This is a genomic window from Stenotrophomonas sp. FR024 (assembly GCF_047500745.2).
GTDB lineage: Bacteria > Pseudomonadota > Gammaproteobacteria > Xanthomonadales > Xanthomonadaceae > Stenotrophomonas > Stenotrophomonas maltophilia_A.
On the sequence record NZ_JAXAXM020000002.1, the window covers coordinates 422,143 to 438,525 of the forward strand.

At 67.1% G+C, this 16,383-nt stretch carries 13 protein-coding genes; 6 read left to right on the plus strand and 7 right to left on the minus strand.

What is annotated here, in order from left to right; all coding sequences use genetic code 11:
* The first annotated feature begins 70 nt into the window (after nucleotides 1–70).
* The 5 genes from ACMZ91_RS03955 to ACMZ91_RS03975 are packed head-to-tail and all read left to right on the plus strand — an operon-like array spanning nucleotide 71 to nucleotide 6,074.
* Entirely contained in the window at nucleotides 71–580 is a 510-nt protein-coding gene (locus ACMZ91_RS03955) for an RNA polymerase sigma factor (RefSeq protein WP_080291744.1), read from the plus strand.
* A complete protein-coding gene (locus tag ACMZ91_RS03960; protein ID WP_049424370.1) occupies nucleotides 577–1,545 on the plus strand; it encodes a FecR family protein in 969 nt (322 codons plus the stop codon). Before ACMZ91_RS03955 ends, ACMZ91_RS03960 begins: the two co-directional genes overlap by 4 nt.
* A gap of 11 nt (nucleotides 1,546–1,556) precedes the next feature.
* Nucleotides 1,557–4,355: a TonB-dependent receptor plug domain-containing protein gene (locus tag ACMZ91_RS03965; RefSeq protein WP_414578055.1), complete on the plus strand. Its 2,799-nt coding sequence runs from the start codon at nucleotides 1,557–1,559 to the stop codon at nucleotides 4,353–4,355.
* A gap of 46 nt (nucleotides 4,356–4,401) precedes the next feature.
* Complete coding sequence (locus tag ACMZ91_RS03970; RefSeq protein WP_049462336.1) at nucleotides 4,402–5,358, plus strand: hypothetical protein; 957 nt, start codon at nucleotides 4,402–4,404, stop codon at nucleotides 5,356–5,358.
* Nucleotides 5,355–6,074 (plus strand): hypothetical protein, encoded by a 720-nt coding sequence (locus tag ACMZ91_RS03975; RefSeq protein ID WP_149909383.1) that lies wholly within the window; start codon nucleotides 5,355–5,357, stop codon nucleotides 6,072–6,074. The genes ACMZ91_RS03970 and ACMZ91_RS03975 overlap by 4 nt, the downstream gene beginning before the upstream one ends.
* An 82-nt stretch (nucleotides 6,075–6,156) precedes the next feature.
* On the opposite strand, the gene ACMZ91_RS03980 is transcribed toward ACMZ91_RS03975, so the two are convergent.
* The 7 genes from ACMZ91_RS03980 to murJ form a co-directional block, all read right to left on the minus strand.
* The gene (locus ACMZ91_RS03980; protein ID WP_049462335.1) at nucleotides 6,157–6,822 is read right to left on the minus strand and encodes a lysoplasmalogenase; all 666 of its coding nucleotides are present in this window, start codon (nucleotides 6,820–6,822) and stop codon (nucleotides 6,157–6,159) included.
* Complete coding sequence (locus tag ACMZ91_RS03985; protein WP_149909382.1) at nucleotides 6,819–8,702, minus strand: M61 family metallopeptidase; 1,884 nt, start codon at nucleotides 8,700–8,702, stop codon at nucleotides 6,819–6,821. Before ACMZ91_RS03985 ends, ACMZ91_RS03980 begins: the two co-directional genes overlap by 4 nt.
* Before the next feature lie 201 nt (nucleotides 8,703–8,903).
* Nucleotides 8,904–9,854 carry a 4-hydroxy-3-methylbut-2-enyl diphosphate reductase gene (ispH, locus tag ACMZ91_RS03990; protein WP_049424359.1) on the minus strand — a complete coding sequence of 317 codons (951 nt, stop codon included), beginning with the start codon at nucleotides 9,852–9,854 and terminating at the stop codon, nucleotides 8,904–8,906.
* Between the two features lie 27 nt (nucleotides 9,855–9,881).
* A complete protein-coding gene (gene lspA, locus ACMZ91_RS03995; RefSeq protein WP_049424357.1) occupies nucleotides 9,882–10,406 on the minus strand; it encodes a signal peptidase II in 525 nt (174 codons plus the stop codon).
* The gene (gene ileS, locus ACMZ91_RS04000) at nucleotides 10,406–13,237 is read right to left on the minus strand and encodes an isoleucine--tRNA ligase (RefSeq protein ID WP_414578052.1); all 2,832 of its coding nucleotides are present in this window, start codon (nucleotides 13,235–13,237) and stop codon (nucleotides 10,406–10,408) included. The genes lspA and ileS overlap by 1 nt, the downstream gene beginning before the upstream one ends.
* Complete coding sequence (locus ACMZ91_RS04005; protein ID WP_049398919.1) at nucleotides 13,234–14,181, minus strand: bifunctional riboflavin kinase/FAD synthetase; 948 nt, start codon at nucleotides 14,179–14,181, stop codon at nucleotides 13,234–13,236. The genes ileS and ACMZ91_RS04005 overlap by 4 nt, the downstream gene beginning before the upstream one ends.
* Nucleotides 14,182–14,256: 75 nt before the next feature.
* A complete protein-coding gene (gene murJ, locus ACMZ91_RS04010) occupies nucleotides 14,257–15,861 on the minus strand; it encodes a murein biosynthesis integral membrane protein MurJ (protein WP_049398918.1) in 1,605 nt (534 codons plus the stop codon).
* Between the two features lie 117 nt (nucleotides 15,862–15,978).
* Here murJ and rpsT point away from each other — a divergent pair, with 117 nt between their 5' ends.
* Nucleotides 15,979–16,248 carry a 30S ribosomal protein S20 gene (gene rpsT / locus ACMZ91_RS04015; RefSeq protein WP_005408560.1) on the plus strand — a complete coding sequence of 90 codons (270 nt, stop codon included), beginning with the start codon at nucleotides 15,979–15,981 and terminating at the stop codon, nucleotides 16,246–16,248.
* Nucleotides 16,249–16,383 lie beyond the last annotated feature (135 nt).

A 16,383-nucleotide genomic window follows, 5' to 3' on the forward strand; every position in this document is an offset into this window, starting at 1 on the left:
GCCAGCCCTGTCCACCCCGTCTCCCCTGATCCATCGCGCGCCGGAGCCGCCCGCACCTGCGGATGCCTTCATCGCGTTCGTACGCGAAGAGCGCGCACCGCTGTGCGCGTTCCTGCGCACGCGGGGGGTCGGGCCTGAGGATGCGGAGGATATCGCGCAGGACTGCATGGAGCGGCTGATCCGCTATCGCGCACAGGGCCCGGACGAACTGCGCCTGCTGCTGTATCGTATCGCCCGCAACCGCCTGGCAGACCGCGGACGCTCGCCGCAGTCGCGGCCGCATCTGCCGCTGGCCGAACACGATGGCAGCGACGAACCGCCCAGTTCCTCGCCCGATCCATTGCGCCAGGCCGAGTCAGGGCAGATGCTGTCCCTGCTGCGGCAGGCCCTGTTCAAGCTGCCCGAACGCGCACGCGAGGTCTATCTGCTCAACCGCATCACCGGCATGAGCTACACGCAGATCGCGCGGCATTGTGGAATTACTGCCAAGACCGTGGAAAAACATATCGCCCGGGCCCTGCAGGGCCTGCGTCAGGAGTTGGGATCGGATCCGCTGCACAACGACAGGGACGGCCAATGAGTGGCACCCCGCACAGGAATGATGCACAGCTGTTTGAACGCGCCAGCGCCTGGGTAGCCCGCCTGGAAGCCCCGGACTGCACATCGGCCGAACGCGAAACGTTCGAGGACTGGCTGGCCGAAGATCCGGCCCACGTCAAAGCCTGGGTGCAGGCCGAAACCCTGTTCCAGCAGGGTGCGGAGCTTGCGGCTGACCCCTGGCTGCGCACCGCCGCGGCACGGGCGGCGCGTCCGCCGCGCCGGCGCTGGTTGCCGGGCGTGGCCGCTGCCGCCGGTGTCTGCATGGCGATCGGCATCGGCTGGATGGTTGCCGTCGACGGCAACCCGACGCCACAGGTCTACGCCAATGATTCGCACCAGGCACAGCAGCAGACGCTGGCCGATGGCAGCGTCGCCATGCTGGATGCCGGCACCACCCTCCGCGCCCGCTTCGGCTGGCGTCATCGTGATCTGGTGCTGGAGCGGGGTCGGCTGCAACTGCAGGTCGCTCCGTCGAACAAGGCGCTGCAGCTGCACGCCGGCGGCAGTACGATCCGCGACATCGGCACGACCTTCCAGGTGGAACGCCTGCGCGATGGTCTGGTCGAGGTCGCGCTGCTGGAAGGTGCCGTGGAAGTCAGCAACGGCGCAGCGCAGCACACGCTGGCACCCGGCCAACAGCTGCAGGTATTGCCCTCCGGCCGTATCCAGCCGGGCCCTGCCCTCTCGTCCAACGCAGCCGCTGAAGGCTGGCTGCGTGGGCAACTGGTGTTCGATGCCACGCCACTGTCGATCGTGGTCGAGCGCATGAACCGTTATGGCCGCACGCCACTGGTGATCGTCGATCCGGAGATCACCGACCTGGCGGTAAGCGGCACCTTCCGCGCCGGTGATGCACAGGAGCTGCTGTCGGCGCTGGAACTGGGTTGGTCCGTGGCTGGCCAGACGCGTCCGGATGGCGCGCTGGAACTGCGCCGCACCTACTGAGGAGACCGGCAGTGAAGGCAGGTCCGGGTGCGCTGCAGTGGGGGCTGCTCCGCGCCCTGCTATGCCTTGCACTGGGTGTTGCCGCACTACCGATGGCCGATGCCGGCGAGCCCGCCGGCACGCTGGAGATCGACGTGGGCGCCGGCCCACTGGTGCCGGCACTGCAGCAATGGGCCCGGCAGAGTGGCACCGCCCTGCTGTTCGACGCACGTGAACTGGATGATCTGCGCACCGGCGGCAGCCGTGACCAACGCGATACCGGGGCCTCCCTGAAGCAGCTGGTCGCCGGCCTGCCGGTCAACATCCTGCGCACTTCATCCGGTGCCTTTGTCGTGCGGCGCGTCCATCCCGAGCCCCCTGCCACGCCGCCGAAAGCGGTCGCAGCCCCGCGCCTGCCGCGCCCGGCTCCCAAGTCCGCCGACACGCCACACCAGGTGGAACTGGCGCCCATCCATGTCACCGGCAGCCGGCTGCCGCGCTCTTCGGTGCAGACCACACTGCCGGTCACCACCATCGATCGCGACGATATCCTGCGCAGCGGCTACGGCAATCTGTTCGACCTGCTGCGGCACCTGCCCGGCATGAACGGCCATCCGGCCATGAGCACCTCGCGCGGCGGCGATTCGCAGTACCTGCCGGTGGGCGCAGCGGCCACCACCAGTCTCGACGGCATGGGCCCGCGGGCGACGCTGTTCCTGGTCAACGGCCGGCGCCTGCCGCGCTATCCGATGGTGTCGCTGGAACAGGGTGGGCTCACCGACCTCGGCGGCATTCCGCTGAGCTTCGTCGACCGCATCGAACTGGTACGCGGTGGTGCCTCGGCCATCTATGGGGCCGACGCCATGTCCGGCGTGGTCAACATCATCCTGCGCGACCAGGCCGATGGGCCCGAAGCCATGCTGCAGACCGGGCTCAGCAGCCGCGGCGATGCGGCCCAGTACCGCCTGCAGGCCGCCACGGGCGGCGCGCGTGGCAACGGGGACCGCTGGTTTGCCGGACTCGATCTGCACCGTGTCGAACATGTCGCCGGTGACCAGCGTGACTGGCACGCGGAAACCTCGCTGTATCCGATCGGCGCGATCTTCGGCAACTGGTACGTGCCCGCCCGGCGCTGCGAGCCGCCCCTGAAGCGGCGCGAGGATGGCTGCTGGTTTGACAGCGCGCGGCCGCGGTCGCTGCAGCCCGCCTCGGATACCGCGTCGGCCTTCCTGCACTACCGGCATGAACGTGGTGAGGGACGCTATGCCTATGTCGAGGCGCGGGCCAGTCACAACCGCCAGCGCTTCGATCTGGGCCCGACCGCCGTTGCGGTGGTCTCGCGCGGAATCACCTTCAACAGTGTGCTGCGTGAGGCCGGCAACGTGCGCCCCAGCGTCCGCGCCACCGATGCCGACCTTACCTTCGGCATCGGCCGCGACCAGGGCCGGCGCAGCTGGGAGGCGGGCATCAGCGCGCAGCGCAGCGACGTGACCTTGTCCACTGCAGGCACCGTGCGCACGACACGCCTGCTTGAAGCAACGCAGGCGCGCAGGTTCACTCCCGGTTTCGACGCGCCGCCGGCGGCCGAGGCGGACACGCTGTTTCCGTCCATCCGCAACCGCGGCAGCACCGCACAATGGCAGGGCTGGTGGGGCGTGCAGCGTGAGCTGATGGCAATGCCCGGCGGCAATGCGCAGCTGGCCACCGGCATCGACCTGCGCCATGAACGCTGGACCTCGCGCCCGGACGCACTGCTGAGCCAGGGCGACCTTGCGCTGGGCCTGCCACAGCAGCGGCGCCGCCTGTCGCGACAAAGCAATGGCGTCTACGCCGAGCTGGGCCTGCCGCTGGCCCCCACGCTGCGCGCGGACCTGGCTGCACGCTGGGACCGCGACGGCGGCTTCATGGCGTTCTCGCCTCGTGCCGGGCTGCGCTGGAGCCCGACGCCGCACTGGTCGTTCCTGCTGGCCAGCGGGCGCGGCTATCGTGCACCGAGCCTGTTCGAGCAACGGCGGCCTCCCGGCTACTTCGGCTCGATCACGCTTCCGGTGTCCAGTGCCCTTCCGGAATGTGCGATCGCCACGCGTGGTGGCGGCTGCAGCGTCACGGCCAACGTGATTGAGAACGATGCACTGAAGGCCGAACGATCACGCAGCCATTCGCTGGCAGCCACGTGGACGCCCGACGACACGTTCTCGCTGTCGCTGACCCACAACATCGTGGAACTGCGCAACGAGATCCTCGCCCTGCAGCCGAGCGATGCAGTGTGGAACCGCAGCACGTGGGAACTGGATGAAGACGGCCACCTGGGCAGCCTGCGCCTGTCGTTCGACAACATCGGCCGCACCACCTCCCGCAACTGGGTGCTGCGTGGCGAGTACCGCATCGACAGCGGCAGCAACGGCCAATGGTTGTTTTCGCTCGATGCGCTGAAGCAGCAGGAACTGCTTCGCCGCCGTGACCATGAGGCCGCCGTGGACCTGCGTGGTCATGTGACACCCGAGCTGGCTGCGGTGTTGAACGTGCAATGGCAGAACAGCAACTGGGACATCGCGCTACGCGGCAACCAGATCGGGCGCACGCGTGCCTGGCTGCCGGGGGCGGAGTGCCCGCAGAAGCAGGTCGACCGGAACCACTGCATGAACCCACGGCAGCTGCGCTGGAACCTGCACCTCGCACGCCGGCTGGGGCCGCGCATCGTTGCAGCGCTGGACGTGCACAACGTGCTGGACACACAACCGGTGAACTATCTGGTCGGCAACGGCGGGCAGATGCCCGGGCTGGACGATCCGCTCGGCCGCTACTACCTGCTTACCCTGCAGTTCCGCTGAAGCGTAGTAATCTACGCGCCCTGTTCCACCGCGGTCCCCTTCCCCCATGAAAGCCTATCTCTGGTTCTGGGGCGCGTTCCTGCTGTTCTTCGCGTTGCCTTTTCCCTGCATTCTCTATTTCGGCACTTCGTGGCCGGTGGCGCTGGTCGACCGCAGCGCACCGTGGCTGGCACTGTTGCTGCTCGCACTGTCGATGGTCCTGTGGCTGACGCTGCTGTTCGCCTTCCTGCACTACCTGTTGCTGGGGCCGCCACGCGCACTGCACCGGGTGCAGTCGATCCTGGCCGACGGTGAACCGCGCAGTGCGCTGATCGAGCAGGCCGAACAGACCGGCGTGCAGGTGCGTGGGTTCGCGCAATGGAAACTGCAGTTGTCCTTCAAGAACCTGTCCGGTACGCCGGTCCGCGAACAGATGCTGGTGGTCGACAGCAAACCCCAGCTGCATCGCTTCGAGGCCGGCAGGCACATTGATGCGCGCCTGGGCCGGACGCCCGGGGCATTCCCCAACATCGTGCTGGACGGTGCCCAGCCCGAACTGAATGTCGCCAGCCTGTGGCGGCGCGGCATCGGTGCAGCACTCGGCATCGCCATCGTTGCCGCTGCCTATGTGTGGGCCTACCAGCTGCAGAGCGAGGGGCTGGGCTGGACCTTCCTGTCGTTCGGTCACCCGCTGCTGGTGTGCCCGCTGGTGCTGTGTGGCTATGCGCTGGGCCTGCGCCTGCTCGGCCGCCTGCTGCACGCCGATGCCCGCGGCGATGCGCTGAAGTATCGCGGCATCGGCGTGGAGGCCAGGGTGTTGAAGGTGCGTCAGACCGGCACCTACCTCAACGAACAGCCGCAGGTGGAGTTCCAGCTGGAATACATCGACCGCGAAGGCAACGTGCAGCAGGCCCGCGTGCGCCGCTTCATCCCGCTGATTGAACTGGCCAACATCCCGCGCGAGCATGTGACGCTGCTGTACGACCCGGATGACCACAGCAACGTGCGCCTGGAGGGAGTATGAAACAGCCGCCCTCAACCCGCACCGTGTTCCTGGTACTGCTGCTGGTTCTGGCGGGCGTGGCCGTTGCCGGAGGCGCCCTGCAGACCATCAGCGAAACGCTGGGGCATTCGGTACAGCCGGACCGGTTGCCTGCCTCCGTCTCGTCCCAGTCGCCGCGCGAGCAATCCGCATCGCTTGTGCCGTCCCCGGCGCCCTTCCCCGCCGCGAGCACCGCTGGAGCGCCCGAGCGCAACAACCGCCTGTTCGATGCGGACTACCTGCTGGCTGCCCGTCAGGCACTGGAGCAGATGCCAGCGCTGGCCGGCCAGCGGCTGACGGTCTTCCACAGCATCCACTTCTACGACGATGGCCGCATCAACCTCGATCTGGTCGATCCGCAACAGCCGGGCCACGTCGACAGCTATCACTTTGAACGTGGCCAATGGCGCAAGGGTAATCCGGTGAACCCGCAGCAGTTTGCGCCGACCATCAGCCTGCAGCGCAGCAGCACATCCCTGGCCAGCATCGATTTCGAGACTGTTCCGCGCGTGGCGCAGGCGCTGCAGGAACAGCGCAATGCGCTGCAGAACCCCGCATCTGAAGTCGGCCACGTCTACGTGATCGTGCGCAAAGCCGGCAAGCTGGTATGGCTGCCGGACGAAGTCGCCGGTGACCGCGAATCCGTGCGCCTGCAGTTCGATGCGCAGGGCGCCCTGCGCGGCGTGAGCCGCCGGTAGGCCACACAAAAAAGGGACGGAGGGGATTAAGTCGTATGTGCCTTGGTGCGGTTTGCGACTTAATCCCCTCCGTCCCCTTTTTCTATTTCACCGAGCGCGCGATGGCGTACTGCGCAGCGTAGTACGTGGACAGCACCAGCAGGCTGGCCAGCGGCAGGCCACCGGCGAAGCGGTCCCAGGCCAACAGTGAATCGCTGGCGACGAACAGCACGGCACCGGCAGCGGCCCAACGGGCACTGGCGGCCTCCATGGCGTCAGGCTGCGGGCGGCGCCACTGCCGTGCCAGGGCCAGCACCGCCATCGATGCCAGCACCACCACGTACGCCAGCACCGGAATACGCATCGGTGCGGGCAGGTGTGGCCACAGGCCCAGCACGTTGAGCACGGCAAACGCACCGAGCAGGACGCTGGCGCCGACCAGCCCACGCCCGGCACGCAGGCCTCCGCGGAAGGCGATGATGTAGCAGACATGCGCCAGCAGGAATGCGACCAGCCCCGGTACGAACGCATCCATTGGCAACATCAGCGCGATGTCACCCACGCACGAGAGCAGCATGCCGGCCAGCACCGCACGCCGATAGAACGGCTGCACCGGATCATGCACGCGCCAGACGATGGCAGCGATCAGCAGCGTGGTGGCCGGCTTGGCCAGCCAGTGCAGCCAACGCCCATCGCCGTGCAGGAATGCGCCCACGATGGCGAGGATCGCCATCAACAGGATCACGCCATCGCGGGCGCGCGGTTTCATCGCGCCTTCCACAGGTCCGCCAGGCGGTCAGGCTTGCCGGCGATGCGCTCCAGCACCGGGTACTGCAGGCCACCGTGGTAGGCGATGCTCATCGTTTCGATGCGATCGAACTGCTTCACCAGCAACACGATCGGCGCCTTGTCCTTTGCTGCGGCGGCGACTGCATCCTTCAAGCGCTGGCTGCTGTATTCACGGCCGCCAACCGCGATCACCTTCATGCCCGGTGCAAGACCGGCGTTGAACGCCGGACTGTCCCAGATCACATCGCCGACCACGCCGCTGTCGAGCACGGTCGCGCCCAGCGAATACGCCAGCAGCGCTGCTTTGGCGCGCTTCTCCTGCGCCTTGTAGGCATCGTTCGGGGCATCGCGATAAACCAGCTTCCAGCCCGCCAGTTCCAGGCCGCCGGTCAACGAACCATGGCCGTCCAGACGCCCACGCAGGAACGTCGCCCAGTCATACGGCGCGATGCCGTTCAAGGTCGCGACCACGTCGTCGAAGGTGTAGGGATTGACGTCCCAGTCGCCATTGCCGACGCCGAAGAACGCGCGCGCGAAGTCGTCGAGGCTGCGGCGGTTGCCGGTCAGCCCGCGCAGCTTGCCCTCCACTTCCAGCCACAGCATCTGGCCACCGGAGTAGTAGTCTTCGCTCATCTGGTAGTTGCGGTAGGGCAACGTGCGGCGCTGGGCGATGGTCGGGTCGTTGGTGGTGTCCTGCAGCGGCCGCCAGGCCAGGCCCGGGCGACCACGGTCATAGGTCGCGGCCACGTTGGCCAGCATGTCGCGCGCCTGTGTGGTCGACCACAGGCCCGAACGCGCCGCCAGCACCTGGCCCCAGAACTGGGTCTGGCCCTCGTACACCCACAGCAGGCTGTCGCCCATCGGCACGTTGAAGTTGGCGGTGGCCAGATCGGCGCCGCGGCGGTACTTGCCGTTCCAGGAATGGGTGTACTCGTGCGGCAGCAGGTCGCGCATCCACGCGTTGCTGTCCCATTCGGTGAAGTAGCCCGGATCGGCGCTGTTCTCGCTGGAGCGGTGATGCTCCAGGCCGATGCCGCCGAGACGGTCGGTCAACGCCAGCAGAAACTCATAGTGGTTGTAGTGGCGCGCACCGTAGAGCTTGTCGGCCTGCTGCACCAGCGCGCGGTGCATCGCGATCTGTGCCTCGCTCGGCTTCAGCGACTTGGCTTCGTCGGCAAACACGTTGAGGTGCACTGGCACCTTCGCGCCCGGGTCGAGATCGATGCGCTGGTAGTGCTCGCCGGCGAACAAGGGCGAATCAACCAGATGGTCATACGAGATCGGCTTGAAGACGACGGTATCGCCATCGCGTCGCGCGGTTTCCAGGGCAGTGGCGAACGACCAGCCCTTGGGCAGGGTCACGCTGGCCTGCGTCTGCAGGTTGCGCGCATCGACGCCGGCCGGATACAGCGAATTGGCGTTCCACTGCAGGTTGAGCATTTCCGGGGTCATCACCACCCGGCCCTGGCTGCCGCCCTGCGAGGACAGGAAATCGAAGTGGGCGACGATCTCGCTCACGCCCTCGGGCACGTTCACCTTGAACGCATAGACGTTGAACTGGTCGCGCTGCCAGGCCAGCGGCTTGCCGTTGGCGGTCACGCGCAGGCCGGCCAGCTTGTCGATCGGACCGGTGGGCGAATGGTTGCCGGGAATCCACTGCGGGTACAGCAGGGTCATCGGGCCGGGCTTGGCCGGCACCGTGGCGGTCACCTTGAAGATGCGCCGGGCCAGATCGCGCGCGTCCACATCGATGCGCAGCAGACCGGGGGCCGCGGCATCGCCCGGCGGCGAGGTCTGCGCCAGCGCGGGCGTGGCCGCCAGCGCGAACAGCAATGACATGGCCAGGGCTCGGGTCTTCATCGGGCAACTTCCAACAACGGAGAATCTTCCGATGCTAGGCCCGTAAAGTGCCCTGCCCCATGGCCAAAGGTCATGGACGAGCGCCCATTCGTGCATGCACAGAAGCGTGCGAACCAAGGTTCGCACCCACCTTGCGCTGGTTCGCACCCACCAGAGCAGTTTCAGTAGATCCACGCCATGCGTGGATGAGGCGCTTCCCGGTCAGTCGACCAGGCGCAGGCGCAGTTCCTTCGGCAGCGCGAACACCATCGATTCCGGTTCGCCGTCCAGCTCGCCCACGCCGCTGGCGCCCAGCTCGGCTAGCCGCGCCAGCACGCCATCGACCAGTACCTGCGGCGCCGAGGCACCTGCGGTCACGCCGATGTGCTGCTTGCCAACCACCCACTGCGGGTCGATCTCGTGCGCGCCGTCGATCAGGTACGACTCCACACCCTCACGGCGGGCCAGCTCGCTCAAGCGGTTGGAGTTGGAGCTGTTCGGCGAACCGACCACCAGCACCAGGTCGCAGCGCTTGGCCAGATCGCGCACGGCATCCTGGCGGTTCTGCGTGGCGTAGCAGATGTCGTCGTTCTTCGGGCCCTGCATCGCCGGGAAGCGCTCACGCAATGCATCGATGATGCCGCGCGTATCGTCCACCGACAGCGTGGTCTGGGTGGTATAGGCGAAGTTTTCCGGCTGGTTGATGTGCAGCGTGGCAACCTGCTCGACATCCTCGACCAGATAGATCTGGCCGGTGCCGGCTTCGCGGTTCCACTGGCCCATGGTGCCCTCCACTTCCGGGTGACCGGCGTGGCCGATCAGCACCACGTCACGACCGGCACGGCAGTGGCGGGCGACTTCGAAGTGGACCTTGGTCACCAGCGGGCAGGTGGCGTCGAACACCTTCAGGCCACGACGCTCGGCCTCCTGGCGCACGGCCTGGGACACGCCATGCGCGCTGAAAATGACCGTGTTGTTGTCCGGCACTTCATCGAGTTCCTCGACGAAGATCGCACCGCGCTGCTTCAGGTCGTCGACCACGAAGCGGTTGTGCACCACTTCATGGCGGACATAGATGGGCGCGCCCAGCGTTTCGATCGCGCGCTTGACGATCTCGATCGCACGATCGACGCCGGCACAGAATCCACGCGGGTTGGCGAGCAGCACATCCATCAGTTCAGTCTCCCGGCAGCGGCCGGCTTACGGTTTCGGGTTGGCATTATCCGCCTTTTTGGCGGACTTGCCGTCGAACAGGCCAAACAGGGCGATGCCGATGGCACCCACCACGATGGCCGAATCGGCGATGTTGAACGAGGGCCAGGTGTAGCTGCCCACGTACCACTGGATGAAGTCGACCACGTGGCCGTGCACCTGGCGGTCGATCACGTTGCCGATGGCGCCGCCGATGATCAGCGCGTACGGCACCGCGGCCTTCCAGTTGCCGCGGGCAGTGCTACGCAGCCACCAGGCCATCAGGCCGCTGATGACGATCGCCAACACGGTGAAGAAGTGTTTCTGCCAGCCACCGGCGTCGCTCAGGAAACTGAACGCGGCACCGGTGTTGTAGGTGCGGTACCAGTTCCAGAAGCCGTCGATGACCACCACCGGCTGGAACTCCGGCAGGCTCGACAACACCCAGGCCTTGGACCACTGGTCCAGGCCGATGATGGCGGCCGACAGCAGCAGCCAGACCAGGGCGTTCGGATGCGGACGGGGCGCGGCCATCAGAACCAGCTCCGCACTTCACCGGCGCCGGTGATGTTGCTCACGCAGCGACCGCACAGTTCCGGGTGGTCGGCGTTGCTGCCAACGTCGGCGCGGTGGTGCCAGCAGCGCACGCACTTGGCCTTGGTGGTCGGCTGGGCGCTGACGAACACCTCGTCGGTGGTCGCCGGGCGCACCTGCACGTCGCCACTGATGAACAGGAAACGCAGTTCATCGGCCAGCGGCTGCCACTTCGCGGCCTGCTCTTCGCTGGCGGCGATGGTGATTTCCGCTTCCAGCGCGGCACCGATCGCGCCGTTGGCACGCATCGGCTCGAGCACCTTGGCCACCTGCTCGCGCACGGCCAGCAGCTGGTCGAAGTCGGCGGCGTTGAGCTGGGCATCGGCCGGCAGCGGCGCCAGGCCGTCGTACCAGGTGGTGAACAGCACATGGCCGGCATGCTCGCCCGGCAGATAGCCCCACAGCTCGTCAGCGGTGAAGGTCAGGATCGGCGCCACCCAGCGGGTGAACGCTTCGGCGATGTGGTACATCGCGCTCTGTGCCGAACGGCGACCGTGCGAATCGGTCGGCATCGTGTACAGGCGGTCCTTGGTCACGTCCAGGTACAGCGAGCCCAGGTCCACGCTGCAGAAGTTCAGCAGCAGCTGCACGATCTCGGCCATGTTGTAGCCGTCGTAGGCCGCCTTGATCTTCTCCTGCAGCTCCCACGCGCGATGCACGATCCAGCGGTCCAGCGCGACCATCTGGTCGAGCGGCTGCAGGTGCTGGGCCGGATCGAAACCGTCCAGGTTGCCGAGCAGGAAGCGTGCGGTGTTGCGCAGGCGACGGTAGGCGTCGGCGTTGCGCTTGAGGATCTCCTGCGACAGCGACATCTCGTTGCTGTAGTCGGCCGAGGCGATCCACAGGCGCAGGATGTCCGCGCCCAGCTTGTTCATGATGTCCTGCGGCTCGATGCCGTTGCCCAGCGACTTGGACATCTTTCGGCCGTGCTCGTCCACGGTGAAGCCGTGGGTCAGGCACTGCTTGTACGGGGCGCGCTTGTCGATCGCCACGCCGGTCAGCAGCGAGGACTGGAACCAGCCACGATGCTGGTCGGAACCTTCCAGGTACAGGTCGGCCGGCTTGCCGAAGCCACGCGCGGCGAGCACGCCTTCATGGGTCACGCCCGAGTCGAACCAGACATCGAGGATGTCGGTGACCTTCTCGTAGTCGGCCGCTTCGGCGCCCAGCAGTTCGGCGGCATCCAGCGAGTACCACACGTCGATGCCCTCGGCCTCGACGCGGTCGGCGACCTGCTGCATCAGCTCCACCGAACGCGGGTGGATCTCGCCGGTCTGGCGATGGGTGAACAGTGCGATCGGCACGCCCCAGGTGCGCTGGCGCGAGATGGTCCAGTCCGGACGACCGTCGACCATGCTCTGGATGCGCGCCTTGCCCCAGGTCGGGAACCAGCCGACGGTATCGATGGCGGCCAGCGCATCGTTGCGCAGGTTGGCCTTGTCCATCGAGATGAACCACTGCGGGGTGGCGCGGAACACCACCGGCGTCTTGTGGCGCCAGCAGTGCGGGTAGCTGTGGCGGATCGGGTGGAAGGCCAGCAGCGAACCGTTGTCGCGCAGCACACCGACGATGGCCTCCTGCGCCTTCCACAGGTGCTGGCCAGCCAGCACCACGTCACCGGCCGGCGGGGTCGATTCCAGGTACACGCCACGACCGTCGATCGGGGTGACCTGGCCGGCGTTGTACTTGTCCAGCAGGCCGTACTTCTGGCTGACCACGAAGTCTTCCTGGCCGTGGCCGGGGGCGGTGTGCACCGCACCGGTACCGTCCTCGTCGGAGACGTGGTCGCCGTTGAGCACCAGGATCTCGCGCTCCGGGTAGAACGGGTGCGCCAGCAGCTGGTTCTCCAGCGCGGCACCGGTGGTTTCACCGTGCAGCACCACGTTTTCGACGCCATAGCGCTGCAGCGCGCGCTCGGCCAGGGCCGCGGCCAGCACCAGCCAACGGCGCTTGCCGTTGTGCGCCGGGCCTTCGGCCAGCACGTAGTTGATCTCCGCGCCCAGCGACACCGCCAGCGAAGCCGGCAGCGTCCACGGGGTGGTGGTCCAGATCGGTACGGCCACTTCCACGTCAGCCGGCACGCTCACGCCGAACGCGTGGCCGATGGCCTGCGCATCGCGCGCGGCGTAGGCCACGTCGATCGCCGGCGATTCCTTTTCCTGGTACTCGATCTCGGCCTCGGCCAGCGCCGAGCCACAGTCGAAGCACCAGTACACCGGCTTGGCGCCACGCACCAGGTGGCCGTTCGCCACGACCTTGGCCAGCGCTCGGATTTCGTTGGCTTCGAAGTCGAAGCTCAGGGTCTTGTACGGGTTGTCCCAGTCACCGGTCACGCCCAGGCGCTTGAAGTCCACGCGCTGGATGTTGATCTGCTCTTCAGCGAACTCGCGGCACTTCTGGCGGAATTCGACGGCGTCGAGCTTGGTGCCGACCTTGCCCCACTTCTTCTCGACCGCGATCTCGATCGGCAGGCCATGGCAGTCCCAGCCCGGCACGTAGGGCGCGTCGAAGCCGGCCAGGTAGCGTGACTTGACGATGATGTCCTTCAGGATCTTGTTGACCGCGTGGCCGAGGTGGATGCGGCCGTTGGCGTACGGCGGGCCATCATGCAGCACGAACAGCGGGCGGCCGGCGGCGTTGTCGCGCAGCTGCTGGTAGAGCCCCTGCTCTTCCCACCGCGCCAGAATGCCCGGCTCGCGCTTGGGCAGGTCGCCGCGCATCGGGAATTCGGTGGCTGGCAGGTTCAGGGTGGTCTTGTAGTCCTGGCTCACGCAGTGGCTCGCAATCTATGTTCGGAAAGGATGGCGCGCGCCTGTTCGGCATCGCGGTGCATCTGGTCGGTCAGTGCCGCCAGATCATTGAATTTCTCTTCGTCGCGCAGCTTGGCGACGAACTCCACGTCGATGTGGCGCCCGTACAGGTCGCCCTGGAAATCAAACAGGTGCGCTTCCAGCAGCGGCTCCACGCCGTCCACGGTCGGCCGCGTGCCGAAGCTGGACACCGACGGCCACGGCTGGTCGAACACGCCGTGCACCCAGGTCGCGTAGATGCCCGACAGCGCCGGGGTCTTCGGGAACCGCAGGTTGGCGGTGGGGAAGCCCAGCGTGCGGCCGAGCTGGCGCCCACGCACCACCCGCCCGCTGATCGCGTAGGGACGGCCGAGCAGATCGCCGGCGCGGGCGAAATCGCCGTCCTGCAGCAGCTGGCGGATGCGGGTGCTGGAGATGCGCTCGCCGTGCAGATCCACCGCTTCGATCTCGCCGGCGCTGAAGCCGAGCTCGGCGCCGAGCTGCTGCAGCAGGGCCAGGTCGCCGCGGCGGCGGTTGCCGAAGCAGAACTCCGGGCCGATCCAGACCTCACGCGCACTCAGGCGCTTGACCAGCAACTGGCGCACGAAGGTCTCGGCCGGCATCGCCGCCATCGCCGCGTCGAAACGCAGCAGGCCGATCGCATCGACACCCAGCTCGCGCAGGATCTCGACCTTGCTGCGCGCCAGGGTCAGCCGCGGCGGCGGCGTGCCCTGGGCGAAGAATTCACGCGGCAGCGGCTCGAACGCCACGGCCACCGCGGCCACGCCCAAGGCGCGCGCGCGGGCAACCGCGTGGCGGACCAGCGCACGATGGCCCAGGTGGAGGCCGTCGAATGCACCGATACAGACCACGCTTCCGTTGGGGAACAGCTCCCCGCCCTCGACGCTTCTGAACAGCCTGCTCATCAACTCTCGTTCCGGCCCGACCGGGGCCGCTGCTTCAATGGTGTAACCCTGAAGTATAGCCGCCACGGACCGCGATCAATGCCCACGCAGGTCGCGCGGGCGGAAGCCCATCGCCAGCATGGCCAACGCATAGGTCGCGCCACCGCCGCCGACCAGCAGCATCAGGCCACCGATACGGTGCCATTTGTCCATGACGGTGAAGTCGGGAACCCAGTGCAGCAGGGCCAACAGCACGCCGACCATGGCCGCACAGGCCAGCAGCAGCCGCACCAGGTAGCCGCCCCAGCCCGGCCGGCGCTGGTAGACATCGGTCTTGCCCAGCCAGTACCAGAGCAGGCCCAGGTTCAGGTAACTGGACAGTGCGCTGGCGATGCCCAGCGCCAGGTGCAGGCCCGGCTGCTTGCCGATGGCCGCCATCACGCCCTGCGCCTTCAGCTCGTCCGGCACCATGACCTGGTAGAGCACGGCCAGCAGGGCGAAGTTGAACACCATGTTGGCCACCAGCGCGGCCACACCGGCACGGACCGGGGTCTTGGTGTCCTGGCGGGCATAGAACGCCGGCAGCACCACCTTCAGCAGGGCGAACGCCGGCAGGCCGAAACTCAGGCCGTACACCGACAGCGCGGTCATGCGGGTATCGAAGGCGGTGAACTGGCGGTACTGGAACAGAGTGGCGATCAGCGGCTCGGCCAGCAGCAGCAGGCCCAGCATGGCCGGCACCGAGATCAGCAGGGTCATCCGCAGGCCCCAGTCCAGCGAGCGCGAGAAACCCTCGCGGTCGGTGCTGACGTGATGGCGGGCCAGCGCCGGCAGGATCACCGTGCCCAGCGCCACGCCGAACACACCCAGCGGCAGCTCCAGGAAGCGATCGGCCAGCGACAGCCACGACTGCGAGCCGTCGGTCAGCTTGGCCGCGATGAGGGTATCCAGCAACAGGTTGATCTGCGCCACCGACGAACCGAACAGGGTCGGCACCATCAGCGTCAGCACCTTGCGCACGCCCGGATGGCGCCAGCCCCAGCGCGGCAGGGTCAGCAGGTTGATGCCCTTCAGCGAGGGCAGCTGGAACAGCAGCTGCAGGATGCCGGCGGCGAGTACCGCCCAGCCCAGCGCCAGGATCTGTTTTTCCGGGGTGCCGCCCAGCCGCGGCGCCAGCCATAGCGCACCGGCGATCATGCACAGGTTGAGGATGACCGGGGTCAGCGCCGGCATCGCGAAACGCTGGAAGCTGTTCAGCGCGCCACCGGCCAGCGCGGTCAACGAGACGAACAACAGGAACGGGAAGGTCAGGCGGAACAGGTCGACCAGCAGGGTCTGCTTGACCGGGTCGGTATCAGCACCACTCGAGAATGCGACCGCCAGCTGCGGCGCGAAGATCAGCGCCAGCGCGGTGACCAGCATCAGCACGCCGCCCAGGGTGCCGGCGGTGCGGGCCATCAGTTCACGCAGCTCGGCATGGCTGCGGGTTTCCTTCACTTCCGTGAACACCGGCACGAAAGCGGTGGCGAAAGAGCCTTCGGCGAACAACCGGCGCAGGAAATTGGGTACCCTGAAGGCAACCCAGAACGCATCGGTAACCGCATTGGTGCCGAACGTGGTGGTGATCACCTGGTCACGGACAAGTCCGAGTACCCGCGAGACCATGGTCATGCTGCTGAACGACAGCAGGCCTCGCAACATCTTCGGTGAACTCACTCAGCGTCCCTCTTGACAATCGACTTGACGTGCATTTCTCGGGCCATCATACTAGCTAGCTTGCTGTTCCCATAACACCGATTTTTTCAGGAAACCACCACCGTGGCCAATATCAAGTCCGCCAAGAAGCGCGCCAAGCAGACCGTCGTGCGCAACGCGCGCAACGTGGCTCAGCGCTCGATGCTGCGCACCGCTGTCAAGAAAGTGATCAAGGCGCTGGACGCCAACGATGCCGCCGGCGCCGAAGCCGCCTTCGCCGTTGCCCAGCCGATCCTGGATCGCTTCAGCGCGCGTGGCCTGATCCACAAGAACAAGGCTGCTCGCCACAAGAGCCGCCTGAACGACCGCATCAAGGCCCTCAAGGCCGCCTGATCCGGCGTTGCCGCCCTGCCCCTTCGGGGGTCGGGCAGCAGACAAGAACCCGGCCCCGGCCGGGTTTTTTGTTGCCTGCGATCCACGCGATCCGGTAGTGCCGGCCGCTGGCCGGCATTCCTCGGGGTTGCCGGC